The organism is Methylobacterium sp. PvR107, assembly GCF_017833295.1.
In the GTDB taxonomy this organism is placed as follows: Bacteria; Pseudomonadota; Alphaproteobacteria; order Rhizobiales; family Beijerinckiaceae; genus Methylobacterium.
This window is the reverse complement of record NZ_JAFIBW010000001.1, coordinates 6068939-6093859: the sequence shown is the minus strand read 5'-3', so window position 1 is coordinate 6093859 and position 24921 is coordinate 6068939. Positions and strand designations below refer to the sequence as shown.

22 protein-coding genes and 4 pseudogenes are annotated in these 24921 nt (G+C 71.8%); 9 read left to right on the top strand and 17 right to left on the bottom strand.

What is annotated here, in order from left to right:
* Nucleotides 1-2: 2 nt before the first annotated feature.
* Nucleotides 3-386, bottom strand: a pseudogene (locus JOE48_RS30680) (sigma-70 family RNA polymerase sigma factor); the annotation flags it as partial.
* A gap of 457 nt (nt 387-843) precedes the next feature.
* Between JOE48_RS30680 and JOE48_RS28860 the strand changes: the two are divergent.
* Entirely contained in the window at nt 844-1239 is a 396-nt protein-coding gene (locus tag JOE48_RS28860; RefSeq protein ID WP_192709232.1) for a DUF3307 domain-containing protein, read from the top strand.
* Between the two features lie 33 nt (nt 1240-1272).
* Here JOE48_RS28860 and JOE48_RS28855 read toward each other — a convergent pair whose 3' ends face one another.
* The 8 genes from JOE48_RS28855 to msuE all read right to left on the bottom strand — a co-directional run bounded on the left by JOE48_RS28855 (nt 1273) and on the right by msuE (nt 9709).
* Nucleotides 1273-3528, bottom strand: a complete 2256-nt coding sequence (locus JOE48_RS28855) for a cyclic nucleotide-binding domain-containing protein (protein ID WP_210035096.1) — start codon at nt 3526-3528, stop codon at nt 1273-1275.
* Nucleotides 3529-3763: 235 nt separating this feature from the next.
* Nucleotides 3764-4033 carry a hypothetical protein gene (locus JOE48_RS28850; protein ID WP_210035094.1) on the bottom strand — a complete coding sequence of 90 codons (270 nt, stop codon included), beginning with the start codon at nt 4031-4033 and terminating at the stop codon, nt 3764-3766.
* Between the two features lie 149 nt (nt 4034-4182).
* The gene (gene ssuD / locus JOE48_RS28845) at nt 4183-5358 is read right to left on the bottom strand and encodes an FMNH2-dependent alkanesulfonate monooxygenase (RefSeq protein ID WP_210035092.1); all 1176 of its coding nucleotides are present in this window, start codon (nt 5356-5358) and stop codon (nt 4183-4185) included.
* A 115-nt stretch (nt 5359-5473) separates the two neighbouring features.
* The gene (locus JOE48_RS28840; RefSeq protein WP_210035091.1) at nt 5474-6325 is read right to left on the bottom strand and encodes an ATP-binding cassette domain-containing protein; all 852 of its coding nucleotides are present in this window, start codon (nt 6323-6325) and stop codon (nt 5474-5476) included.
* Complete coding sequence (gene ssuC / locus JOE48_RS28835) at nt 6325-7107, bottom strand: aliphatic sulfonate ABC transporter permease SsuC (protein WP_210035088.1); 783 nt, start codon at nt 7105-7107, stop codon at nt 6325-6327. The genes JOE48_RS28840 and ssuC overlap by 1 nt, the downstream gene beginning before the upstream one ends.
* Entirely contained in the window at nt 7107-8156 is a 1050-nt protein-coding gene (locus tag JOE48_RS28830; protein ID WP_210035086.1) for a sulfonate ABC transporter substrate-binding protein, read from the bottom strand. Before JOE48_RS28830 ends, ssuC begins: the two co-directional genes overlap by 1 nt.
* Nucleotides 8157-8174: 18 nt before the next feature.
* Nucleotides 8175-9134: an aliphatic sulfonate ABC transporter substrate-binding protein gene (locus JOE48_RS28825; protein ID WP_210035083.1), complete on the bottom strand. Its 960-nt coding sequence runs from the start codon at nt 9132-9134 to the stop codon at nt 8175-8177.
* Nucleotides 9135-9142: 8 nt separating this feature from the next.
* Entirely contained in the window at nt 9143-9709 is a 567-nt protein-coding gene (msuE, locus tag JOE48_RS28820; protein ID WP_210035082.1) for an FMN reductase, read from the bottom strand.
* Between the two features lie 369 nt (nt 9710-10078).
* Here msuE and JOE48_RS30675 point away from each other — a divergent pair, with 369 nt between their 5' ends.
* Complete coding sequence (locus JOE48_RS30675; protein WP_245253007.1) at nt 10079-10324, top strand: hypothetical protein; 246 nt, start codon at nt 10079-10081, stop codon at nt 10322-10324.
* A 9-nt stretch (nt 10325-10333) separates the two neighbouring features.
* Nucleotides 10334-10594, top strand: coding sequence for an SMP-30/gluconolactonase/LRE family protein (locus JOE48_RS30670; protein WP_312893392.1), 261 nt, complete (start codon nt 10334-10336; stop codon nt 10592-10594).
* Nucleotides 10595-10667: 73 nt separating this feature from the next.
* Here JOE48_RS30670 and JOE48_RS28810 read toward each other — a convergent pair whose 3' ends face one another.
* From JOE48_RS28810 to JOE48_RS28790, 5 genes and pseudogenes are all read right to left on the bottom strand, one after another.
* The gene (locus JOE48_RS28810) at nt 10668-10868 is read right to left on the bottom strand and encodes a hypothetical protein (RefSeq protein WP_210035080.1); all 201 of its coding nucleotides are present in this window, start codon (nt 10866-10868) and stop codon (nt 10668-10670) included.
* Nucleotides 10869-11134: 266 nt separating this feature from the next.
* Nucleotides 11135-12664, bottom strand: a pseudogene (locus JOE48_RS28805) (carbohydrate porin).
* A 72-nt stretch (nt 12665-12736) separates the two neighbouring features.
* Nucleotides 12737-13663, bottom strand: a complete 927-nt coding sequence (locus JOE48_RS28800; RefSeq protein ID WP_210035079.1) for a Gfo/Idh/MocA family protein — start codon at nt 13661-13663, stop codon at nt 12737-12739.
* A 1-nt stretch (nt 13664) separates the two neighbouring features.
* A complete protein-coding gene (gene araD1 / locus JOE48_RS28795; RefSeq protein ID WP_312893391.1) occupies nt 13665-14597 on the bottom strand; it encodes an AraD1 family protein in 933 nt (310 codons plus the stop codon).
* A gap of 124 nt (nt 14598-14721) precedes the next feature.
* Complete coding sequence (locus tag JOE48_RS28790; RefSeq protein WP_210035077.1) at nt 14722-16329, bottom strand: aldehyde dehydrogenase (NADP(+)); 1608 nt, start codon at nt 16327-16329, stop codon at nt 14722-14724.
* Nucleotides 16330-16474: 145 nt separating this feature from the next.
* On the opposite strand from JOE48_RS28790, the gene JOE48_RS28785 reads away from it, so the two are divergent.
* Nucleotides 16475-17215, top strand: a complete 741-nt coding sequence (locus tag JOE48_RS28785) for a FadR/GntR family transcriptional regulator (protein ID WP_210035075.1) — start codon at nt 16475-16477, stop codon at nt 17213-17215.
* A 239-nt stretch (nt 17216-17454) separates the two neighbouring features.
* Here the strand turns inward: JOE48_RS28785 and JOE48_RS28780 are convergent, their stop codons facing one another.
* Entirely contained in the window at nt 17455-19254 is a 1800-nt protein-coding gene (locus tag JOE48_RS28780) for an IlvD/Edd family dehydratase (RefSeq protein WP_210035073.1), read from the bottom strand.
* Entirely contained in the window at nt 19251-20402 is a 1152-nt protein-coding gene (locus JOE48_RS28775) for an aldose epimerase family protein (RefSeq protein WP_210035070.1), read from the bottom strand. Before JOE48_RS28775 ends, JOE48_RS28780 begins: the two co-directional genes overlap by 4 nt.
* Nucleotides 20403-20560: 158 nt before the next feature.
* Between JOE48_RS28775 and JOE48_RS28770 the strand changes: the two genes are divergently transcribed.
* Together JOE48_RS28770 and JOE48_RS28765 are read left to right on the top strand one after the other, a co-directional pair.
* Nucleotides 20561-21889, top strand: a complete 1329-nt coding sequence (locus JOE48_RS28770) for a sugar MFS transporter (protein ID WP_210035069.1) — start codon at nt 20561-20563, stop codon at nt 21887-21889.
* A 25-nt stretch (nt 21890-21914) separates the two neighbouring features.
* Nucleotides 21915-22778 (top strand): SMP-30/gluconolactonase/LRE family protein, encoded by an 864-nt coding sequence (locus JOE48_RS28765; protein WP_210035068.1) that lies wholly within the window; start codon nt 21915-21917, stop codon nt 22776-22778.
* A 289-nt stretch (nt 22779-23067) separates the two neighbouring features.
* Here the strand turns inward: JOE48_RS28765 and JOE48_RS28760 are convergent.
* Nucleotides 23068-23513 (bottom strand): annotated as a pseudogene (locus JOE48_RS28760) (IS630 family transposase); the annotation flags it as partial.
* A gap of 120 nt (nt 23514-23633) precedes the next feature.
* Here JOE48_RS28760 and JOE48_RS28755 point away from each other — a divergent pair.
* The 3 genes and pseudogenes from JOE48_RS28755 (at nt 23634) to JOE48_RS28745 (ending at nt 24858) form a co-directional block, all read left to right on the top strand.
* Nucleotides 23634-23855: a hypothetical protein gene (locus JOE48_RS28755; RefSeq protein ID WP_409518621.1), complete on the top strand. Its 222-nt coding sequence runs from the start codon at nt 23634-23636 to the stop codon at nt 23853-23855.
* Nucleotides 23852-24525 (top strand): annotated as a pseudogene (locus tag JOE48_RS31300) (heme-copper oxidase subunit III); the annotation flags it as partial. The gene JOE48_RS28755 and the pseudogene JOE48_RS31300, both read left to right, overlap by 4 nt.
* Complete coding sequence (locus JOE48_RS28745; protein WP_245253605.1) at nt 24499-24858, top strand: hypothetical protein; 360 nt, start codon at nt 24499-24501, stop codon at nt 24856-24858. The pseudogene JOE48_RS31300 and the gene JOE48_RS28745, both read left to right, overlap by 27 nt.
* Nucleotides 24859-24921 lie beyond the last annotated feature (63 nt).

Sequence of the window (24921 nt, the reverse complement as noted above, 5' to 3'; positions counted from 1 at the left end):
TCGGTCTGCGGCACGCCCTCGACCCGGTGCAGCCGGAACGCGGTGCGCACCGGCTCCGGCAGCTCGGCCACCGCGGCCTCGACCTGCCGCAGGGATTCGCGCGAGGCCGCGGCCGCCTCGGGCGTCCCTCCCCCGGCATCGGCGGGGTCCGGGGCATCGTCGAGGCCGGTGAACAGGCGCCGTTCGAGGCCGCGCCGCCGCGCCCGATCGAGGGCGAGATTGCGCACCATCCGCCCGACATAGGCGGCCAGGAAGCCCTCCGCGGCCTCGGGCGGATCAGCGATCAGCCGGAGCATGACATCCTGGACAACGTCCTCCGCTTGAGCTGGGCAGCCGAGGATGCGGCGGGCGCTCGCGAGATAGGTGACGCGATGGCGCTCGAACACCGCGAGCGCTCCGAACCCGGAAGCCTTCGTGGTCCCGCCGAGGTCGTCGCGGATGACGTCGCGCTTCAAGGTCGCCACTGTCGCGCTCACATTGTCACGCTTGCACGGTCCATGCAGATGTGACGGCTAACACGCGCGCCATTGACCGAACAATATTTATCTTCATGAATTAGAACGATTAAAAACTCAACGACGTCAATTTTATAGATGGATAGCGAGGATTTTTGCTTTGTAATGGTGGGATAATACTGTCCTGCTGCCGGTGTTCTGTAGTTTTTCATTCTCTCTGTCGGGGACGGCCGGCACGCGCCCTCGGGCACCCGGCGGCCGGTCACACCGGTCCGGCGGGCCGGGTTCCCCTGCGCGTCAGGGCAGGACCAGGCGTGTATGCTGGCCCGTCCCCGATTCGGGTCGCGGACCTGTTCCCCGGGGCCGGAGGAGGAGCACCAGGGCCGCGATGCCGTCCGTCGACACGCCTGTTCCGGTTGGGGCCTTCGCGCTGCTGTTCCTCGCCTTCGCGGTGAAGCAGCTCGGGGCGGATTTCCTCCTGCAGAGCACCTGGATGGCGCAGGGCAAGGAGCGCGGCTCGGGCTGGCTCGCCCCGCTCTGCGCCCACACCGCCCTGCACGGCCTCGGCACCCTGCTGATCGCCCTGATGGTCCAGCCGGCCCTGTGGTGGCTGGCGCTCGTGGATTTCGCGATCCACACGGCGATCGACCGCGGCAAGGCCCTGGTCGGCCAGCGGACCCGCCTGCCGCCCACCGACGCCCGGTTCTGGTGGCTGATCGGCGCCGACCAGTTCCTCCATCAGGTCACCCATATCGGGCTCGCCGTGGTGCTGGCGGCGGGCTGAGCCGCGGCATGACTCCCGGTGCCCCCGGGCAGGTCACTGCATCTCGGCTTCGAGCAGCCGGTTGGTGTCCGAAACCTTGCCGGCGAGTTCCAGGATCAGGAAGCGCTGGAAGAACAGCGCGAGGTCGGGCCGTTCCCGTTCCATGCGGGCGAGGGCGGCGCGGTCGATCCCGGCCACCCGGCAGGCCGTCTCGGCGATGGCCGTGGCGGTGCGCCGGCCGCCCCGCACCAGCGCGATCTCGCCGATCACCGTCCCGGCCGTGGTGGTGCGCAGCCGCAGGTTGGCGCGGCCGGGGACCTCCATCTCGATGGAGACGAGGCCCGTCTCGAGGAAGTACAGCGCCTCGGCCGCCTCCCCCTGGCGCATCAGAACCGCGCCGGCGGGCAGGTCGCGCACGGTCAAGTAGGGACCGAAATCGCCCGGCCCGGACGCGCAGCCCAGCCGGTCGGCCATGTGCCGGGCGAAGACCGCGACCTCGCCCGGACCGGCGCCGCCGGCCTCCGCGAGCAGTGTCGTCTCCGCGGCCCGCAGGGCCTCGTCCAGGGTGTCGAGGATCCGGATCCGCGCTTCGCCGGCGAGGCCGTTGCGCGTGACCTGCCGGAGCGCCCTCGGTGTGAGATGGACCAGCAGCACGTCGAAGCCGCGCTGCTCGGCGAGCTGCCCGATCTTGCGGAACGCGATCAGCGCCGAGCTGTCGAGCCCCACCGTCTCGCGGAAATCGAGGATCAGGACGCGCAGGGGCCCGGCCTCCGCGGCGGCCCGGCGGTAGACCGCCTGCGCGTTGAGGAAGAACAGGTAGCCCTGCAGGGTGTAGATCCGGGTGCGGCCGCCGGCCGCCTCGAGCCGGGCGGCCGCGTCGGGGCCGCGGATGACGCTGCTGCGCCTGTCCGCCCCGGACAGCGACCGGCGGATTGCGCCGATCTGCCCGTACTCGACGCCGAAGATCAGGATCGCCAGCACGACGCCGACCAGGAAGCCCGTGGTCGCGCCGAAAACCGCGGTGGACGCGCACACGACCAGCGCGATGGCGATCTCCCAGGCCGGAAGGGTCCGGCTGGCGACGCCGAGGTTGAACAGCAGGCCGATGCCGATGGCGATCAGGGCGCCGCCGGCCAGGGGGCGGGGCAGCAGCGCGAGGGGGCTCGCGCCGATCACCAGCAGCGCCGCCATGACCGCGAGGGTCAGCCACCAGCCGAGCCAGTGGCCGCCGCCGATATTGTGCAGCAGCAGCGTCGAGGTCCGCCCGAAGCCCATGGCGGAGCTGCCGAACAGGCTGGCGACGAGGTTGGTGGCGCCGGAGGCGACGAAGATCCGGTCGATGTTGAGCTCGCGCCGGATCTCCAGCTCGACGCTGACCACGTAGAGGATCTGGATGATCACCGCGACGATCACCAGCGTGGCGATCTTGGGCCAGATCGGCAGGAGGAGGTGCGGATCGAAGGCCAGCAGGCTGCCGATGGCCGGCGGGCGCAGCAGGGAACCCGCCGGCAGCGGCTCGATCAGCCAGCCCGCCGCTTGCGCGGCCCCGATGCTGGTGCCTGTCCAGGCCAGGCCGAGATGCACCACGACGAGGCTCGCCAGGATGACCGTGGGATAGGTCCCCCAGTGCCGGACGATCCGGGGCAGGTAGAAGGCGCAGAACCCGATGGCGAGGGTCAGGGCGATGCGCGCGAGCGCGCCCGCATCGATCCGGCCCGGATCGAGGGTCGCCGGATCGAGGGCGCGGACGAGCGCCCCAAGGGGATCGTCGACATGGCCGCCGATCTGCACGCCGCTGCGCAGGAACAGCAGCCCGACGCCGCCGAGGAAGCCGGCGAGCACCGGGTAGGGCAGGAGCTGCGCCAGCAGCGAGGCCCGCAGGGTGCCGAGCAGCGCGAAGACCGTTCCGGTGGCGAAGGTCGAGACGCCGCAGGCGACGAGGACGAGCTGGCCGACCGTCTCCGGATCGGTCACGCCCGCGTCCTCCAGCTGCCCGGCCACCGCCGCGGCGATGGCCGCCTGCACGATCGCGGCCGCCCCGATGAAGGAGAGCGAGACCCGCACGGTCCGGCGGAGGGCGATGAAGACGAGGCTGCCCAGGACGTAGGCCGCGAGCAGCGCCGACAGGCCGGCGGCCCGGCTCTCCGCCAGGGGGCCTGAGAAGATCAGCTGCGCGTAGCTGATGAGGTCGAGCAGCAGCACCATCACGGTGACGGCCGCGGCCGCGACGATGCGGGCCCCGCGCAGCAGCGCCACCCGGGCCTCCGCCCGGGGCTCGGAAGCGGCGGGCGCTATCTCGGCTGTCGTCATCAGCACAACTTCCGCTGCTCGAAGTCCCGATCGGACCGACGCGGCAGATCCCGTGCTGTCGCGCGCGGATCGCCGCGGGTTCACGGGATTCAAGCTGGGCCGGACTCTGTCGTAACCTGATGACAGCGAGGCGCTTAAATTATCGTGCAGGCCGGCGGCGGCTCGGAGCCGCCCCCGGATCCTGCGCTGATGCCGCCACCTCGTCCCGAGATGGGGCGAGGCCTCGACGGCGCGCTCAGCGCGCCTCGCTGACGCGCCGGGTCGCCCGCTGCTCCTTCTTGTAGGCGGTGATCGCCGCCGAGCAGCCGGGGGTCAGCTTCTTGAGATTGGCCTTGAAGCAGGCCTCCACCTCCGGGCCGCCCGGCGCGTAGGCGCTGCAGTAATCCATGTAGTCGCCGGTGCAGTATTGCTTGAGCGCCTCCCGGGCCGGGGATTGCGCCGCGAAGGCCGCGGCCGGGCCGAGGCACAGACCGATGGCCAACAGGGCCGTCTTGGTCGCAGTCATGGACATCCTTTACTCGTCCAGGCCGCGCGAGCGCGTCGCGCGGCAATGGGCGGGGCGGATGGACGCCAAGGATGGCGTCACCATGACACCCGGATGGCACGAATGCAGATCAGCCATGCCCAATATTGTGGGCCAAGCCGATCTGCCGGTCAGTGCGCGCCGACGCGGCGGGTCGGGACGAGGTCGTTGGCGATGATCTCGCCGAACGGACCGTCGTTGCGGGCATTGCCCGCCGGCCGGCCCGTGGTGGGGCGCAGCGGCAGCTTCGGGAAGACCAGCTCGGCGAAGCGGTAGGCCTCCTCCAGATGCGGGTAGCCCGAGAGGATGAAGCGGTCGATCCCGAGATCGATGTACTCCTTCATCCGGTCGGCGACCTGATTGGCCGAGCCGACCAGAGCCGTCCCGGCGCCGCCGCGGACGAGGCCGACGCCGGCCCAGAGGTTCGGCGCCACCACGAGCTTGTCGCGGCTGCCGCCGTGGAGCGCCATCATGCGGCTCTGGCCGACGGAATCCTGCCGCTTCAGGGTCTCCTGCGCCTTGGCGATGGTGGCGTCGTCGAGCTTCGAGATCAGCTGCCCGGCGGCGTCCCAGGCCTCCCCTTCCGTCTCCCGGGCGATGACGTGCAGGCGGATGCCGTACGAGAAGGTCTTGCCCTTCGCTTCGGCGGCCTGCCGGGCGGCGGCGATCTTTTCCGCGACCTGGGCCGGCGGCTCGCCCCAGGTGAGGTAGACGTCGCAATGCTCGGCCGCGACCTCCATCCCGGCGGGCGAGGAGCCGCCGAAATAGAGCGGCGGATAGGGCTTCTGCACCGGCGGGAAGATCACCCGGCCGTTCTCGGTGCGCAGGTGCTCGCCCTGGAAGGTCACGGTCTCGCCCGCGAGCAGGCCGCGCCAGATCGTCAGGAACTCGTCGGTGACCGCGTAGCGCGCGTCGTGGGACAGGAACACGCCGTCGCCGGCGAGCTCCACCGGGTCGCCGCCGGTGACGACGTTGATCAGGAGGCGCCCGTCCGAGATCCGGTCGAGGGTCGCGGTCATGCGCGCCGCCGCGGCGGGCTCCATCAGGCCCGGCCGCACCGCCACGAGGAAGCGCAGGCGCTTGGTCAGCGGCGCCAGCGCCGAGGCGACGATCCAGGAATCCTCGCAGGAGCGCCCGGTCGGCAGCAGCACGCCGTAATAGCCGAGCTCGTCCGCGCCTTGCGCGATCTGCCGGAGATAGGAGAGCGAGACCTCCCGGGCTCCCTCCTGGGCGCCGAGATAGCGCCCGTCGCCGTGGGTCGGCAGGAACCAGAGGACGTCGGCGCGCCCGTCAGTCGATGCGGTCATCGGAATCTCCCTTGCGGCCGGGGCCGGATGCGGAAAAGCCGGATCCGACTGCGCGCATCCGGCGATCTTCAAGAGCTAGGGCAGGCCGTTGCTTCGGGGCAACGGCGGCCCGCTTTCAGACGGTCGGCTGCGTGCCGAGCAGGTGATCGAGGATGCGGCCCTCGAGGCGGGCGAGATCCGGGTCGCCCCGCCGGCGCGGGCGCGGCACGTCCACCCGCAGGTCAAGGGCGATCCGGCCTTCTTCGATCACGAGGATGCGGTCGGCCAGCGCCACCGCCTCGGCGACGTCGTGGGTGACGAGGAGCGCCGTGAACCCTTGCGCCTGCCAGATCCGCTCGATCAGGTCCTGCATGCCGATCCGGGTTAGGGCGTCGAGGGCGCCCAGCGGCTCGTCGAGGGCGAGCAGGCCCGGCCGGCTCACCAGCGCCCGGGCCAGCGCCACGCGCTGCCTCTGGCCGCCCGACAGGGTGGCGGGCCACTGCCCGGCCTTGTCGGAGAGGCCGACTTCGGCCAGCGCTGCGAGCGCCCGCTCCCGGCGCTCGGCCCGGGAGCCGTGGCCGGACAGGCCGACCGCGACGTTGTCGACGACCCGCGCCCAGGGCAGCAGGCGCGGCTCCTGGAACATGATCCGCTTCGGCGGCTCGGAGCGGCGCAGGCTGCCGTCGGGCCCTTCGAGGTCGATGCGGCCGCCGGTCGGCGTCTCGAGGCCGAGGATCAGGCGCAGCAGGGTGCTCTTGCCGCAGCCGGAACGCCCGACCACCGCGGTGAACCCCCCGGCCGGCAGGAACAGGTTCAGGCCTTCGATGACGGCGTTGCCGTCGAAGCTCTTGTGCAGGTCGCGGACGGTGACGGCGATCCCGCGGCCGGCGGGTTCCGCGAGGGTGCGCGCCGGCGCGGTGGCGGCGGCCTGCCGGGGATCGGTGCCGAGGTCGGAAAGGGCCTCGCGGCGGACGGCGTCGAGCAGCATCAGGCGCTCCTGTAGGCGGGGTTCCAGGCGAGGCAGGCGCGCTCGAGCTGGCGGGTGAGCGCGTCGGCGAGCTTGCCGAGCGCCGCGTAGATCAGGATCGCCAGCACGACGACGTCGACCAGCATGAACTCGCGGGCCTGCATGGCCATGTAGCCCAGCCCCGAGGAGGCCGAGATCGTCTCGGCGACGATCAGGGTCAGCCACATGATGCCGAGCGCGTAGCGCAGGCCGACGAAGATCGACGGCAGGGCGCCGGGCAGCACCACGCGGGTGAACAGCTCGGTCCGGGACATGCCGTAGACCCGGCCCATCTCCACGAGGCCCGGATCCACCGAGCGGATGCCGTGCAGGGTGTTGGCGTAGATCGGGAAGAACACGCCGAGCGCCACGAGGAACAGCTTGGCCTCCTCGCCGATGCCGAACCACAGGATCACCAGCGGGATCAGCGACAGGTGGGGCACGTTGCGCACCATCTGCACCGAGGTGTCGGTCAGCCGCTCCGACAGGCGCGACAGGCCGTTGGCGAGGCCGAGCGCGAAGCCGATGCCGCCGCCGACCACGAAGCCCGCCAGCGCCCGCAGGGTGCTGACCCCGAGATTGGTCCAGAGCTCCCCGGTCCGCCCGGCCTCCCAGCCGGCCCGGACCACGTCGAGGGGCGCCGGCATGAACCGGTTGGAGACCAGGCCGGCCGAGACCGCGGCCTGCCAGCCCAGCAGGATCACCGCCGGCACGAGCCAGGGCAGGGCCGTGTCGCCCAGGCGCTCGAGCTTGGAGGGGCGCATCAGCGGTTCTCCGTCCGCTTCTCGGACTTGGTGTCGTTCGTGGGCCCGGGCGGCGTCCACACGGCGTCGGCGACCCGGATCGGCTTCGGGAGGAGGCCGAGACCGTGGAAGGCGTCGGCCACCTTCTGCTGGTCGGCGATCGCCGTCGCGTCGAGGGGTGCGACGCCGTAGGACAGGCGCCCCAGCGCGACGCCGAGGACCGGCGCGGGAATGCCCACCGAGGGGGCGAGTTCCGCCGCCACGGCCTCGGCATGGCCCTCGGCCCAGGCATCGACCGCCCCGATCGCCTTGAGCACGGCCGAGACGAGCTCGGGGCTCGCATCCGTGAAGCCGCGCCGGGACAGGTAGAACTGGCGGTTGGGGGCGAGCCCCTGCCCGTTGGCCCCCTGCCCGTCGACCAGGACCCGGGCCCCGGTGGCGCGCTCGGCGGCGGCCTGGAACGGGTCCCAGATCACCCAGGCATCGACCGAGCCGCGCACGAAGGCGGCGTTGGCATCCGCCGGCGCCAGGAAGGCGAGCGTCACCGCGTCGTAGGGCACGCCGGCCTGCGCCAGGGCGCGCACCAGCAGGTAATGGACGTTCGAGCCCTTGTTGAGCGCGATGGTCTTGCCGCGCAGCTCGGCGACGCTGCGGATCGGGCTGTCCTTGGGCACGAGGATCGCCTCGCCCCGCGGGGCCGGCGGCTCGGCGGCGACGTAGCGCAGCTCCGCGCTCGCCGCCTGGGCGAAGATCGGCGGCGCCTCGCCCGCCGAGCCGAAATCGATCGCCCCGGCATTCAGCGCCTCCAGCAGCGGCGGCCCGGACGGGAATTCCGACCACGCCACCGTCGTGCCGAGTGGCTGGAGCGCCTTCTCCAGGGTGCCGCGACCCTTCAGCAGCACGAGGGAGCCGTATTTCTGGTAGCCGATCCGGATGCTTCCGGCCGCGCGGGCCGGCCGCAGCAGCGCGGCCGCCGCCAGGCCGAGCCCGGCGGACAGGAGCAGCCGGCGGCTCGGGGCGGGGCCGCTGGCGGGCGACAGGGACAGCGCGCGGGGCGATCGGTCGGTCATAGCTCTCTGCGGTCGGTCTCAGCCGTTGCGGGCGGGGGCGGTCCAGACCGCGTCGGCGATACGGATCGGCTTGGGGATCAGCTTCAGGGCGTGGAAGCGGTCGGCGACCCGCTGCTGCTCGGCGACGACGCGGTCGGTCATCGGGCCGATCACGTAGTCGGTCCGGTCCACCGCCCGCCGCGTCGCGGCCAGCGGCACGCCGGTGCCCTGCGACAGGAGTTCGGCCACCGCGCCGCGATTCTGCATGCACCAGGCCGCCACCTCGCCCAGCGCCGCGATCACCGCGGTGAGCGCCGGCCCCTGACGCTCCGCGAAGGGCCGGCTCGCCAGGAAGAAGTTGTTCTGCGGGGTGACGTCGGTGGCGCGCACCAGCACGCGCACGCCCTCCCCCTGCTCGGCGATGGCGAAGTACGGGTCCCAGATCGTCCAGGCGTCGATGCTGCCCCGGGCGAAGGCGGCCGCGGCATCCGCGGGCGCCAGCGTCAGAGGCTCGATGTCGGCGTAGCTCAGGCCGGCCTTCTCCAGGGCCGCGATGGTCAGGTTGTGGGCGCTCGATGCCTTGGCGAAGGCGACGCGCTTGCCCTTGAGCTCGGCGAGGCTGCGGATCTCCGAGCCTTTCGGCAACAGGATCCCGGCGCCGGAGCCGCCGGCCTCCTGGGCGGCCGCGTAGACGAGGTTGGAGCGCGCGGCCTGTGCGAAGATCGGCGGGGCGTCGCCGGTCTGGCCGAGATCGATGCCATCCAGCGACAGGGCTTCCAGCAGCGGTGGCCCGAAGGAGAACTCGACCCAGCGCACCGACCGCCCGAGGGGCTCCAGGCGCTTCTCGATGATTCCCTGCTGCTTGGCGACGACCAGGATGCCGTTCTTCTGGTAGCCGATGCGCACCAAGCCGGACTCGGCCGCGACGGCGCGCCGGCCCAGAGCCGGTGCAAGGGGAAGGGCCGCGAGGGCGGCCAGCAGGGCGCGTCGGTCGAGCATCGGCCGCCTTACTCCGCCGCGGCGAGCGCGAGCGGGGCCGCACGATGGAGGAGCAGCGCGGCGAGCTGCCCGCCGGCCTCGGTGGCGCGGGCGCGCACGCCGACGTCGGTCAGCACGCCGTCGCTGAAATCGGAATCGGAGGCGTAGACCGCCGTCGGGATCTGGAGCGCGCCGAAGAATCCGAACAGCGGCCGGAAGGCGTGCTCGACCACGAGGGCGTGGCGTGGACCGCCGCCGGTGGCCACGATGGCCACGGGCTTGCCGGCCAGCACTGCCGGATCGACCAGGTCGAACAGGTGCTTGAACAGGCCGGTATAGGCGCCCTTGTAGACCGGCGAGCCGACCACGAGCCCGTCCGCCTCCTCGACCGCCGCGAGCACGCTGCGGGCGGCCGGCGCGAGCTGGTCGCGGCTCCAGGCGGCCCCGAGACCCGGGCCGGCATCGACGAAGTCGAGGATGCGGGCGTCGAGGGCGGCCTGGGCGCTCGCCTCGCGCAGCACGGCATCCACCAGGGTGCGTGTCTTGGACGGGCGCTGCAGGTTCGCGCTCAGCCCGACGAGTCTCGGTCGTGTCATTCCAGGTGCCTTGCGGTGGGGCGGGAGGGCGAATCGCTTCCGTCGCGAGGAACGGAGGCTGCGCGATCGGACATCCAAACCGGGCACCAGAATTGATGGCCGGCGCGACCGACGTCAATGAAACGGCTTTCCGAATTCCTCCGTAAGAGAAAAATATTCTCCTCACGATCGCGGTTTTCGAGCCCTGTTTTATCTCGCATGATTGGCGGATTGCGCGCGATCGACCATCGCGGTCTGTCTCAAAACAGCCGACGACGATGGTTTCGTCTCTTGAGCCGGCGATTTCTGGGATAAATTACTCCACAGAGGCTGGCCGATGAGACATTCTGCTAAGTCGCGATGGTTTGTGCGGTGCGGTCCGGCAATGCGGTGCGCGCGCGCATCCGGTGCCGAGTCGAACGGGCGGCCTCAGCGCTGAACACGCCGCGGCAGGGCCGCCTCGCCGAGCCCGATCCGGGCCATCACAACGTCTACCGCTTCGATCCGGCCAGCGCCGCCCTGACGTGCGTGGCCGCGCGCGGACAGCCCAAGGGCCTCGCCTTCGCGCCCGACGGGCGCACGCTCGACGTCACCGACACCGCGCACACGGCGGGTGGCGACGGGCACAGGATCTAGGCCTGCCCGGTGGCGGCCGATCAGACACTGGGCGAGAGGCGCGCCGTCGTCGAGGCCGAGCCCGGCGTTCCGGATGGGCTGTGCGTCGACCGCGGCGGCTGGATCTGGACGCGTTCCGGGGCCGGCATTCAGGTCTTCTCGGTGGACGGTCACCGGCTCGGACTGATCCCGGTCTGCTCGAATTGCTGCTTCGGTCCGGGGGAGGCGCGCCGGTTCATCACGTCCAAGGCGCACCTCTACGCGATCGACTTGGCCGCCGGGCCGAGCTGATCGCGCCCGGCGCGGCGCACGAAAAAGGGCCAGCCGCGATGGCTGGCCCCGATCATCCGCCGTGGCGGAGGGCTTACTCGGCCGCGGTCATCTCGGCCGTGAAGTGGCCGCACCAGTCGCCCGACGAGACCACCGGCCACAGGCCCTTGGATTCCGGCTCCGGCTGGCTGACCGGCGGGTTGAACCGGCACAGGCCGGCGTCGCCCAGGGCGGCGGCGCCATTGCCCTTGTGCTCGTCGAAGAACTTGCAGCTCTCGCAATGCGCGTTGGCCATGTCGCGGGTCTCCTGATCGGATCGGCGTGGTGCCGTTCTCTCTTGCGAATTAGAACAACTATAATCTGAGAGTCAATGCGGCGCCGGGCCGGAGGTTCCGGCGGATGGCGCGCCACCCGGGTATCGGACCCCCCCGGTCGAGCGCCCGGCGGCGCCGGCCCGTCCGGGCGCGCCCGGAAACGGTGCGGCCGCGCGGATGATCCGCGCGGCCGGTCTCGATCAACCCGGAGCGTCGCGGGCCGGCCCGCGACGCTCCGGGCCCGGCGTCAGTTGCTGCCCGGCCCCCTGGCGAGGCCCGCCAGCGTGAACAGGTCCACCGACAGCTTCGCGCCGACCACGACGGCATCGGGGATCGCCCGCGGCCGGAAGGCGAATTTCTCCTGCGGCTGCGGGTTGATGACGTATTGCAGGTTCGGCATCAGGCGCACCGCCGGGGTGAGCTGGATACCGTAGCTCAGCTCCAGGATGGTCTGCGTGGCGGCGATGCCGCGGTTGTCGAGGCCGAGCGACGCACGCGCGGCCCGGTAATTGGCGAGGCCGAGCGGCGAGAAATGCTCCAGCGCGAAGCCGACGCCCAAGATATCGTAGGGACGGCCCGGGAAAGTGCCGGTGAGGACGGCGCCGCCGTTCAGGAAGTAGTCTTCGTACTGGCGGCCGCCGGTCCCGGCCAGGAAGGTCCCGAACAGGGTCAGGCCCTGGACGGCGGTCGGATCCGGACGCCAGACCATCTGGTCGAACCGGGCGTAGATCGCCGACCGGCCGAACCGGGTCAGCGGGTCGAGGCCGCTGAGCAGGTAGGCGCCCCGGCGCACGTCCTGCACCGGATCCGTGTAGTCCGACTGGTCGATGATCGCGCCGATGCCGTAGTTGCGCGGAAGCGGGTCGTTGCCGAAATTGGTCGAGTAGCCGACCTCCACCGGCACCACGACGCCGGTGGCGCCCCGGGTCGACTAGTCGATGCCGTTCTGGTCGTCCTGCTGATCGCGCGGATTCACCTCGTAGACGCCGGCATGCACGAACACCGTGTCGGTGACCCAGGCCTTGCCGTGGGCGCCCCAGGTTGCGATCGGCCACCACGTGAGGTTCGTCATCTTGAACACCCCCTTCGGAGCGCCGCAGATGCCGTTGTTCTGGAAGTTGCAGTAGAACGGCGAGGCCAGGAAGTTCGGATTGGCCAGGAGGCGGCCGACCTCGACGTCGAGGCGGTTGTCGAACAGCTTCTGCTCGTAGGACAGCGACGAGAGATGCGCGGTCTGGCCGCCGCCGTAGATCTCCTGCACGCTGGTGGTGTTGCCGATGAAGTCGTTCGACAGGCTGCGCCCGTGGCGCTCCGTCACGATGGCGTGGACCGCGCCGCCGTCGATCCCGGCGAGGCGGCCGAGATCGGCGTCGAGGCCGAAGAACACCTGGCCGGCATAATCCGAGCCCTGGCGGATCCCGCCCTTCGGGTTGGCGGCGAACTCGCCCGTGTAGTTCAGGACCATGGTGATCCCGTTGCCGAGGTCGAGCGTGCCGGGCGGCAGGCTGGGCGGGGCCGCGGTGCTGCCCTGCGCGATGCTCGAGGCCGCCGCGCTGCTGGCGCCCGCGAAGCTCCGGGCCTCACGGATGGTCCGGCGCCGGGCGCGGTTCGCGCGGTACTGAGCCTTCTGCGCGCGGCTCGCCTTCGGGCCCGGCCGCACCAGAGCCGGTGCCCCGTCGAGGGCGGGATCCGCCTGTTGGGCCTCGGCCGGCCCTATGCCCGCCGAGACCGTGACGGCGCACAAGGCGAGCGCCGCCCATCGCGTGGTCTTCCTCATGATTGACTCCCCCAATGACGCGCGGCCCTGATCGGCTCTGTCGCGTTCGTGTTCCGCTCGGACCCGTGCCGGTCAGTCCGTGAAGGCCTCCACGGTCCGGCGCTCGCCGCGCAGGAAGGCGTCGGCGACATGGGTGAGCGGATTCAGGTCGACGTCGCTGGCGCCGGAGCGGACCAAGGCGGCGAAACGGTCGTAGAGGCCGCGGTACTCGGCCTCGGGCGGCAGCGGCTGGTCCCGGCCGTCGATCGTGAGGACCGCGCCGCCCCGCGACAGCACCAGGGTCCCGTCGTCGGTCTCCACCCGGATGTCCCAGGTCTGCGGACCGGTCTGGCGCCAGTCGAACACGGCCCGGATCGGGGTGCCGGCGGCGTCCCCGAAGCGCAGGTCGGCGGCGATCGGCGCCTGCCGGTTCGCCGGAACCTCCAGGATCGCGCCGGTCAGGAAGAAGGGCGGCAGGATGCGGGTCGCGATCGACAGGGCGTTGATCCCCGGATCGAACACGCCCATCCCGCCGGCTTCCCAGATCCAGTCCTGGCCCGGGTGCCAGTGGCGGACATCCTCCATCCAGGCGATCGACACCGCGCGGATCCGGCGCCCCGCCAGCCAGCGCCGCGCGGGCTCGACGCCGGACGCGTATCGGGAGTGCCAGCTGGCGAAGAGGCTCACGCCCCGCGCCCGCGCCGCCGCCACGAGAAGCCCGATCTCGGCCAGGCTCGCCCCCGGGGGCTTCTCCAGGAAGACGTGGAGGCCCGCCTCGATCGCCGCCAGGGCCGCCTCGAACCGGGCCTGCGGCGGCTGGCACAGGGCCACCGCCTCGAGACCGTGCCGACCCGCGAGCATCTCGGGCAGGGTCCGGTAGTTCGGCACCCCGTCATACGTACCCTGGCGGCTCGCCACCGCCGCGAGGGTGTAGTCCGGCGAGGCGCCGATCACCGGCAGGTGCTGGTCGCGGGCGATCTTGCCGACGCCCACCAGCCCGATGCGGATCGGGTTCGCCATCTCACAGCACCGTCACGGTTGGATCGGCCGCTGGGGCGACCGCCAGGGCATTGCGCAGGGGCAGCGCGAACGGGGCGGCTTCGATCTCGAACACGTCGCCGGGCCGGGCGGTGACGCCGTCGCTGAACGAGAGCGTGGCGGTTCCGAAGCAGTGGACATGCACGTCGCCGGGCCGGCGGAACGGCGCGTATTTGAAATGGTGCCGCTCCAGGTTTTCGACGGTGTGGGACATGTTCGCCTCCCCCGAGAGGAACGGCTTCTCCCAGAGCACGGTGCCGTCGCGCAGGATGCGGCTCACGCCGCGCACGTCCGGCGGCAGGGCGCCGAGCCACAGCTCCGGGCCGAGCGCGGCCGGGCGGAGCTTCGAATGCGCGAGCCACAGGTCGTTGCCGCGCTCCGTCACGTGGTCGGAGAACTCGTTGGCGAGGGCGAAGCCGAGGCGCACCGGCGTGCCGGCGGCGTCGATCTGGTAGATCCCGGCAATCTCCGGTTCCTCGCCGCCGTCGAGGGCGAAGGCCGGCGAGACCAGCGGCTCGCCGGAGGCGATCAGGCAGGAGCCGTCGCCCTTGTAGAACCATTCCGGCTGGACGCCCGCCTCTCCCGGCGCCGGCCTGCCGCCCTCGACGCCCATCCGGAACATGCGCATCGAGTCGGTCGGCGCCGGATCGGCCGCCGCGGCGCGGTGCATCCTGTCCCGCCCCTCCGCGGAGCCGAGATGCGTCAGGCCGGTGCCGCTGAGCAGCAGGTGCGCGGGATCCGCGTGGTCGATCGGCGGGAGCAGGCGCACGGTGTCGAGATCGACGGCCTCGCCCAGCCCGGCCCGGGCCGCCGTCGCGGCCAGATCGTCCCCGGCCGCGAGGGCCTGTCGCGCCAGCGCGAGGACGCTGTCGACGCCGAGGATCTGGCGGGCCAGGCCATCGGCCGGCAGCGCCACGCCACGCCCCGCGTCCCGTCGGGCCGACGGAATTGTAGGAGTGATTGTCCCATGTTGCGTTCCTCCCGGGAGCGGCCGCGTTGGGTCGCCCCGAAGACGCGCCTTCTGCGGGCGCGATGGCCTGTCAGGGATCCGGCGGCGGGTTGAGGGTGCCGTCGATCCGGCGCGCAAGGCGCCAGGGATTGGCCGGACGCAGGGGCGCCGGCAGCAGCGCGTCGGGCAGGTCCTGGTAGCAGACCGGGCGCAGGAACCGCTCGATCGCCAGGGTGCCGACCGAGGTGCTGCGGCTGTCCGAGGTCGCCGGGAACGGGCCGCCATGCACCATCGCGGGGGCGACCTCCACGCCGGTGGGCCAGCCATTGGCGAGGATGCGGCCGGCCTTGCGCGCCAGCAGCGGCACCAGCCCGGCGGCGAGATGCTCGTCCGCGCGGTCGAGGTGCAGCGTCGCCGTGAGCTGCCCCCCGAGGGCCGTGATGACCCGGATGATCTCCGCCAGGCCGGCGGCCGCCACCAGGATCGCCGCGGGGCCGAACATCTCGTCGGCGAGCGCCGGGTTCGCCAGGAAGCTGCGCGCGTCCGTGCGCAGCAAGGTGGCGGGGGCGCCGCCCGGTCCGGCCGTGCTCCCGCGCGCCGCGACCGTCACGCCCGGGCGGTCCGCCATCGCGGCCACCGCGTGCTCGAAGCGGTCGCGGATGTCGGCGGTCAGCATCGTGTGCGGCACGCTCGCCCGGATCGCCGCCCCGGCCGCCTCCGCGAAGGCGTCGATCTCGGGACCCGCGATCCCGATCAGCAGGCCCGGATTGGTGCAGAACTGGCCGGCGCCCAGCGTCAGGGACTGGACGAAGCCGGCCGCGAGGCCGGTCCCTCGGTCCCGCAGCGCACCGGGCAGGAGCAGGACGGGATTGACCGCGCTCATCTCGGCATAGACCGGGATCGGCTCGGGACGGCCGGCCGCCACCCGCATCAGCGCGAGCCCGCCCCCGCGCGACCCGGTGAAGCCCACGGCCTTGATCCGGGGATCGGCGACCAGCGCGGCGCCGAGGGCGTTCGACGGTCCCGGAAGGTAGGAGAACACGCCCGCGTGCAGGCCCGAGGCGGCCAAAGCCGCGCGCAGGGCCCGCGCCACCAGCTCCCCGGTTCCGGGATGGGCGGGATGACCCTTCACCACGACCGGGCAACCGGCCGCGAGTGCCGAGGCGGTGTCGCCGCCCGCCACCGAGAAGGCGAGCGGGAAGTTGCTCGCCCCGAACACCGCCACGGGCCCGATCGCGACATGGCGCCGGCGCAGGTCCGGCCGCGGCAGCGGCTGTCGTTCCGGCAGCGCCGGATCGATCGTCGCCCGGACCCACGCGCCCGACCGGACGAGATCCGCGAACAGGCGGAGCTGGCCGACCGTGCGGGCCCGCTCGCCCTCCAGGCGCGCACGGGGCAGCCCGGTCTCGGCCATCGCCCGTTCGATGAGGGACGGGCCGAGATCGGCGATGCCCGCCGCCGCCGCTTCCAGGGCCTGCGCGCGCGTCCCGGGATCGGTCTCCGCGTAGCTCGGGAACGCCGCGTCGGCGAGCGCGCAGGCCGCCGCGACCTCCCGTGTTCCAGCCACCGCGAAGCGCGGTTCCAGCGCCGCCCCGGACGCCGGATCGAACGCCTGGAAGGTCTCCTCGGTCGTTACCTCCGCGGCACCGATCAGGGCGCTACCCCGGATCGCTCCGTGCTCTGCAGCCTGTTTACTCATACAAATAAACTAGATCAGTTTGCTCTGCGTCGCAAGCGCCGCGGCCCTTCCGCCCAGGGGGTGTCGCCGCTTGCGCTCCTACAACTTCCAAGTACGATCGCGGCGATCCTGCCCCGGACCGGTGGCTCGGACCGGAGGTGACGTGGTGAGGCAGGGTCGCGGTCTGGAGGATATCAAGCTTCCGCTTGCCTCAGGCTCGCGTCGCATCCACGGATCGGTCGCCCGGGATCTGGGCGTCGCGATCCTGGGCGGCCGCTACGCGCCCGGCGACGTGCTGCCGGGCGAGATCGAGTTCTCGGAACAGCTGAACGTGTCGCGGACCGCGTATCGCGAGGCGATTCGCATCCTGAGCGCCAAGGGCCTCGTCGAGAGCCGGCCGCGCACCGGGACGCGGGTCAGCCAGCGGAGCCGGTGGAACCTGCTCGACCCGGATATCCTGGCCTGGGCCTTCGAGGCGGAGCCGAGCGAGGCCTTCATCCGCGACCTGTTCGAGCTGCGGATGATCGTCGAGCCGGCGGCGGCCGCCTTGGCCGCCGAGCGGCGCTCGAGCCTCGACGTCGCCCGGATGGGCCACGCCCTCGAGGAGATGGGCCGCCACGGCCTCGCCACCGAGGCCGGGCGGGCCGCCGATCAGGCCTTTCACGACCTGATCCTGGAGGCCGCCCGCAACGGCCCCTTGATGGCCCTGTCGAGTTCCATCGCGGCCGCGGTCACCTGGACGACGATCTTCAAGTATCGGCGCCAAGTCATGCCGCGGGACCCGATGCCCGATCACCGGGCTCTCTACGAGGCGATCGTGTCGGGGGACCCGGCCGCCGCCCGCGCGACGATGACCGAGCTGATCCGCCTCGCTCTGTCCGACACCGAGATGGCGCTGCGGCCCTGAGGGGCCCGGTTTCCGAGGGCTTGCCCTTCGGTGGCAGGCCCCCCTTCCGCGCCCGCGAAGGTTCCTGGCTCCGCCCGGTCCAAGTGTTCGACCCGGCCCATCGACGCCACGCTCCTGCAGAGGCGGCTCAATCGCCCGCCCCGTCCTTCCGGGGTCGCGAAGCGGAACCCGGAAGGACGGGGCGGACCTTGAATTCGCAGGCCGATCCCGAGCCCAGCCGGGTCCGGGATCGCCGTGTCTCAGTGGTTGTCGCGCGGCAGGCCGCTGGTCTGCGCGATCCGCTGAAAGCGCTCGGCGCCCTCCAGGATCGCGCCGGTATGCATCTGCCCGACGGCGGCGCGCTGCATCGCCTGCCAGGGGGTCTGCGAGGCCGGATAGGCGTAGCCGCCGGCCTCCTCCAGGGCGCGGCGGCGGCGGCCGATCTCGTCGGCATCGACCAGCATGTCGGCGGTTCCGCGTCGCAGGTCGACCCGCACGCGGTCGCCGGTGCGCAGCAGGGCGAGGCCGCCGCCCGCCGCCGCCTCCGGCGAGGCGTTCAGGATCGACGGCGAGGCCGAGGTGCCGGACTGGCGCCCGTCGCCGAGGCACGGCAGCGCGTGCACGCCGGCCCGGATCAGCTGCGCGGGCGGCCGCATGTTCACCACCTCGGCCGCTCCGGGATAGCCCACCGGCCCGGCCCCGCGCATCACCAGGAGGGTCTCGTCGGTGATCCCGAGGCTCGGATCGTCGATCCGGGCGTGGTAATCCTCCGGCCCGTCGAACACCACGACGGGGCCCTCGAAGGCATCGGGATCCTCGGGGTTCGAGAGGTAGCGGGCGCGGAATTCCGGGCCGATCACGCTGGTCTTCATGATGGCGGCCTCGAACAGGTTGCCGCGCAGGACCAGGAACCCGGCCGCCTCCTTCAGAGGCCGGTCGATCGGTCGGATCACGTCCTCGTCCTCGATCACGGCGCCGCGGCAATTCTCGCCGATGGCGCGCCCGTTTACCGTGAGGGCGTTCTCGTGGATCAGCCCGCGGCTCATGAGCTGCGCCACGACGGCCGGGAGGCTGCCGGCGCGGTAGTAATCCTCGCCGAGATAGGCGCCGGCCGGCTGCAGGTTCACGAGGAGCGGCACGTCGAGCCCGTGGGTCTGCCAGTCGGCGATGTCGAGCGCGACCCCCATGTGCCGGGCGAGTGCCGCGAGATGGATCGGCGCGTTGGTCGAGCCGCCGATCGCCGAATTGACCACGATGGCGTTGAGGAAGGCGTCGCGGGTCAGGATGTCGGAGGGTTTCAGATCCTCCGCCACCATGGCGACGATGCGCTTGCCGGTCTGGTAGGCGACCTCCTGCCGGTCGCGGTAGGGCGCCGGGATCGCCGCCGAGCCGGGCAGCATCATGCCCAGCGCCTCGGCCAGCGTGTTCATGGTGGTGGCCGTGCCCATCGTGTTGCAGAAGCCGGTCGAGGGCGCCGACGAGGTCACGAGCTTGATGAAGCCGTCCTGGTCGATCTCGCCGGCCGCCAGCATCTCGCGGGCCTTCCAGACGATCGTGCCGGAACCCGTGCGCTGGCCCTTGAACCAGCCGTTCAGCATCGGCCCGACCGACAGGGCGATGGCCGGGATGTTCACGGTGGCGGCCGCCATCAGGCAGGCCGGGGTGGTCTTGTCGCAGCCCGTGGTCAGCACCACCCCGTCCAGCGGGTAGCCGTAGAGCAGCTCCACGAGGCCGAGATAGGCGAGGTTGCGGTCGAGGCCGGCGGTCGGCCGCTTCCCGGTCTCCTGGATCGGATGGACGGGGAATTCGAGGGCGATCCCGCCCGCCTCGCGGATGCCCTCGCGGATCCGCTCCGCGAGGACGAGATGGTGGCGATTGCACGGGGACAGGTCCGAGCCGGTCTGGGCGATGCCGATGATCGGCTTGCCCGAGCGCAGCTCCTCCAGGCTGAGGCCGAAGTTCAGGTAGCGCTCGAGATAGAGCGCCGTCATGTCGATATTGTCGGGGTTGTCGAACCAGGCGCGCGAGCGCAGGGGCCGTGCAATCGGTCGGTCGGTCATTTGTGCGTCCGGTGGGCGGGGCTGGTCGAGAAGCGGTAGGTGATGACGTTCCGGTAGGTCTTGCCGGGATCCAGCCGGGCCGAGCCGAAGGCCGGCTGGTTCGGCGTATCGGGAAAGAGCTCCGGCTCCAGCGCCAGGGCGTCCGACTGCCGGTAGGCGAGGCCGGATTTACCCACCACGGTCGCGTTGAGGAAGTTGCCGGCGTAGAATTGCACGCCCGGCTGATTGCTCGACACGTCGAGAACGCGGCCCGAATCCGGATCCTCGACCCGTGCCACGAGGTGCGGCCCGGCCGTTGGCGCGTCGGTCACGACCCAATTGTGATCGTAGCCGCGCCCGCGCACGATCTGGATGTCCCGCCCATCGCGGATGCGCGCGCCGATCACCGTGGGCTTGCGGAAATCGAAGGGCGTGCCCACCACCGGCAGGTGCTCGCCGGTCGGGATCAGGGTGGCGTCGACCGGCGTGAACCGCTCGGCCGGGATGGTCAGGACGTTGTCGAGGATCGAGCGGCCCGACCCCTCGCCCGCGAGGTTGAAGAAGCTGTGGTTCGTCAGGTTGACGATCGTCGGCTTGTCGGTCGTGGCCTCGTAGGTCACCGAGAGGGTGTTGCTCGCCTCCAGCGTGTAGGTGGCGGTCGCCGTCAGCGTGCCGGGATAGCCCTCCTCGCCGTCCGGGCTGACGTAGCGTAGGGTCACCGACGGGGCCGCGCCGCCCTTCACCTCGGTGATCGTCCAGAGCCGCTTGTCGAAGCCCGCGCTGCCGCCGTGCAGGGCGTTGGGTCCGTCGTTGGTGGCCAGCGCGTAGCTCTGGCCGTCGAGGGTGAAGCGCCCGGCGCGGATCCGGTTGGCGTAGCGCCCGACGCTCACGCCGAAATAGCTGCCCTTGCTCAGGTAGCTGGCGAGGTCGCCGTAGCCGAGCACGACGTCGGCCGCCTTGCCGGTCCGGTCCGGCACCTCGAGCACCCGCAGCAGCGCCCCCCAGGACAGGATGCGCGCGGTGACCCCCTCGTCGTTCGTCAAGGTCACCTCCTCGACGGTGCGGCCGTCCGGCAGGGTGCCGAACACCGTCCGGACCGGCTCGGCCGCCTGGGCCAGTGCCGGAAGTCCCGCGCAGGCGCAGAGCGCCACCGTTCCCAAGCCACGCATGGATTCTCCCCCCTTCGTCGTGCACCGTACTGCCGATCCTGCGCCGACGCGTGACGGGCGGCCGCGGTTGACGGCCGCGACCCCGATATATACTCAGACAAATGAACTCCACAACACGGTGCCCCGGCAAGGCGGCCCGATGGGAGAGGAAAGGCCCGATGGCAGGACCAATCGCGCACGTCGATCCGTCCGCCGCCCGGACGGCCGCGGCGATCGCGCGCGACCGGGGCGGCTACGGCGCGGCCCTGTCGCTGCTGGCGAGCCTGTTCTTCATGTGGGGCTTCATCACGGTCATCAACAACACGCTGCTGCCGCACCTGCGCAGCGTCTTCGACCTCGACTACACGCAGACCACGCTGATCGAGTCGGTCTGGTTCATCGCGTATTTCGTGGCCTCGATCCCGGCGGCGAAGCTGATCGCCCGCATCGGCTACCAGCGCGCCCTGGTGACGGGCCTCGGCATCATGGCGGTGGGCACGCTCGGGATGATCCTGGCGTCCCGCCAGGTCTCCTACGCGATCACGCTCGCCGCCCTGTTCGTGATCGCCAGCGGCATCACCCTGCTGCAGGTCGCCGCCAACCCCTACGTGGCGGTGGTCGGCCCGAGCGAGAGCGCCCCGGCGCGGCTCAACCTCGTGCAGGCGTTCAACTCCCTCGGGACCACCCTGGCGCCGCTGTTCGGCGGCTATCTGATCCTGGGCCGCTCCGCCTCCGGCAACGCCGCGCCGGGGACCGTGCTCACCCCCGCCGAGCGCCTGGCCGACGCGCAGTCGGTGCAGCTCCCCTACCTGATCGTGGCGGCGATCCTGGTGATGCTCGCCGTGGTGATCGCCCGGTTCCCGCTGCCCGCGATGGGCGGCGCCGACGGTGCCGTCGCGCCGGCCGCCGCGGACGAGCACGCCGGCCGGTCGCTCTGGCGGCACCGCAACCTCGTCCTCGGCGTGCCGGCGATTTTCATCTACCTGATCGCCGAGATCGGCGTGTCGAACCTGTTCATCAACTTCGTGGCGCAGCCCGCGATCGGCGACCTGACGCACGCCCAGGCCGCGCGCTACCTGTTCCTGCTCTGGGGTGGGATGATGGTCGGCCGTTTCGTCGGCAGCTACCTGATGCAGCGCCGGCCGGCCGAGGCCGTGCTGGCCGGCGCGGCCATTGGCGCCTGCGCGGTGATGCTGGTCGCGGCCTTCGCCACGGGCCCTGTAGCGATGTGGGCGCTGATCTCGGTCGGGCTGTTCCACGCGATCATGTTCCCGACGATCTTCACCCTCGGAATCCGCGGGCTCGGCCCGCTGACCGAGGCGGGATCGGGTCTGCTGATCATGGCGATCGCCGGCGGGTCGCTGGTGGTGGTGCAGGGCTGGGCGGCGGACCGGTTCGGATTGCAGCATTCCTTCCTGATCACGGCGGCGTGCGAGCTCTACGTCCTGTTCTACGCGCTCTGGGGCTGCCGGCCGGGCGCTTCCGGCCGACGGCCCGAGGGCGCCTGATCGGCGATCGGACCAGAGAGGGACCATGGATCCGCAGATCCGCATCGTCCCCCGGGCCGAGCGCGACCGGCTCGGCGAGGGACCCGTCTGGGTGCCGGAACGGGAGCGCCTCTTCTGGGTCGACATCGAGGCGCCGGCCCTGCGCTGGCTCGACCTCGCGAGCGGTGCAGCGGGCACCCGCCCCTTTCCGGAGCCGCTGGGCTGGATCATCCCCCGGGCCGGCCGGCGGGATTTCATCGTCGGTCTGAAGAGCGGGTTTGCGGTCTTCGACCTCGAGGCCGGCCGGCTGACCCCGATCGGCGATCCCGAGCCCGAATACCCGGACAACCGCCTGAACGACGCCAAGGTCGATGGCGCCGGCCGGATCTGGGCGGGGAGCATGCACCAGGCCGAGACGGCGGTGTCGGGCGCCCTGCACCGGCTCGATCCCGACCTGACCTGGCGGCGGATGGATACCCGCTACGGCGTCGCCAACGGCCCGACCTTCAGCCTCGACGGCCGGATCCTCTATCACAGCGACAGCGCCGCCCGGACGGTCTACGCCCTCGATCTCGCCGGGGACGGCACGTTGTCCGGCAAGCGGGCCTTCCTGCGCTTCCCGGACGATTGGGGCTGGCCCGACGGGATGACCACGGATGCGGAGGGCTGCCTCTGGATCGCCCATTGGGGCGGCGCCCGGATCAGCCGCGTGGATCCGGATGGGCGCCTGATGCGCGCGATCCCCCTCCCCGCCCCCAACATCACGAGCTGCGCCTTCGCGGGCGCGGAGCTGAACCGCCTGTTCGTCACCTCGGCGTCGCGGGGTGCCGAGCACGTGCCGGAGTCCGGGGCCCTGTTCGAACTCGATGTCGGTGTCAGGGGCCTGCCGCCCCGCGCCTTCGGCGGCTGAGGCAGGTCCCGCCCGGAACGCGCGGACTGGTTGCCCTGCCCCCGCTGCCCCCGCTGCACGCGCGGAGGCGGCAGCGTGCCCGCGCCTTTCGGCAAATCGCCTGTCGACCGGCCGCCGGGAGCGGTATGCGAGTCCCGTGGTCCGCCGGCTCCCGTGCCCTGACTCAGACGGACGGTTCAGGGGATCGGCTGACGGCTGCGAGGATGTCGGTGGCGGGTTTGGTCCAGACGAAAGGTCTGGCGCGCCGATTGTGCGCGGCGCGGTCGCGTTTCATCGCCGCCTGCCGGTCGATCTGGCGCTTCTCGTCGATGGACCGCACCACGCCGTGGGCGGGTGGGTCCATGTCCAGGCCGACCACGCCGGGATCCCATCGAACAGGTTCGATGGGGGCCCGTTCTCGACCTTGGCGGCGAAGGCCGGATCGCGCGAGCGCTTGAAGCTGCGCAGCCGGTGCGGCAGGAGGCGGTGAGCGTCGAAGATCCGCTGCACGGCACGCAACGAGATCCCGACAGCGCGGGCCACGGCACGGCCGGTCCAGTGGGTGACCTCGCCCGGCGGCTCCGAGCAGGTCAGCGCCAGCACCTCGGCGACCGTCTCGGTCGAATGGGGTGGTGTCCCGGGCGGACGCGTCTTGTCGCGCAGCAGACCTTCGACGCCCGCCCGCCGGGCTCCATCCTGGACGTTCAGGCGCTCGGCCGAGAGCAGGACGATGCGGGCGCGCTGGGTGTGCTTGCGCCCAGACTCGTACGTCTCACCGTGTGGGTGAATCCTCCGTCCGCGTCCCTGCACGAGCCACGCCCGTCCTGGCGCTCACGATCCTCCTCGGGGGCGGCGGTTCTGGCGGCGGCCTACCTGATGCCGCTCGGCTATTTCATCTGGTCGCTGTTCTTCGGGGAGCGGGCGGCGAACGATCCCTGGAACGGCTCCGGCCTCGAATGGCGCACCACCGTGCCGCCGCCGTGGGACAACTGTTTTGGCCATCCGGCGGTCCTCGGCAAACCCTACAGCTACCGCCCGGAGGGCGCGGAGCCGGTGCACGACCAGCCGCGCATGCCCTCGCGGGGCTCGCTGACATGAGCGATCCCGCGATCGCCCCCGAGGCGCTGCTGCGCGAGGCGTTGCTCCGGGAACCCTGGGACGGGCTCAGGCCGTCCGAGGATGAAGCGTTGTCCCGGCAGCGCTTCGGCGCCGCCTTCGGGATCTGGATCTTCATCGCCAGCGAGGTGCCGTTCTTCGGAGCGCTGTTCCTGTTCTACGCCGCCATGCGGGCCGAGCACGCGGAGGCTGTCGCAGCCGCGGCCCGCGAGACCAACATCGTCTACGGCACCCTCAACACCGTGCTCCTGCTGACCAGCAGCCTGACCGCCGCCGCCGCGTCGCGGGCCTCCGAGCATGCCTCTCTGAGCCGGCTGACCTTCTGGTGCCTCGTGGCAACCGCCGTCCCCGGCCTCGCATTCCTGGCGGTGAAGGGGATGGAATACCGCCAGGACATCGCCGAGCACCTCGTGCCGGGGCCGGGCCTCGAGCTGCCCGAGGCGTCCGCGCAGCTGTCCTCGGCTTCTACTGGCTCTCCACCGGCATCCACGGGATCCATCTCGCCATCGGCATCGGCCTCGTGGCGCGGCTGGTCGGGATCGGCTGGCGCGACCGAAACCGCCTCCCCGGCAATCCGCAGGTCGAAGTCGCGCTGCGCCACTGGGGATTCGTCGACAGGGTCTGGTTGTTCCTCTACCCGGCCCTCTACCTCGCGGTCCGGCGCCGGGTGCTGCCGGTCCGGCTCGGCCTGATGGCGCTGAGCTGCGCCGCGGCCTACGCGCCGCCGGGCGCCCGGAACGTCGCGGTCAGCTTCGGCATCGCCGCCACGCAGGCCGGCCGCGTCGCGCTGCTGTTCATGCGCCTCGACCGGGCGAGCGCCCGCATCCGTCTCACGGCCGCCTGCGGGCTGTTCTGGCCGGCGGATCCTGTTCTCCTTGAGCCTCGCCGACGTGCTGAGCCGCCTGACGCGGTCCTGAGCTGGACGCCGGATCGTGGAGCGGCCGTCATCCGGATGGGGGATGCGCGCCGACCGGGCGGCCGCTAGGGTCGCGCCATCTCCGAGACGAGACCACCTCCAAGCCCGCCCGGCCTCTGCCGTGGCGGGCTT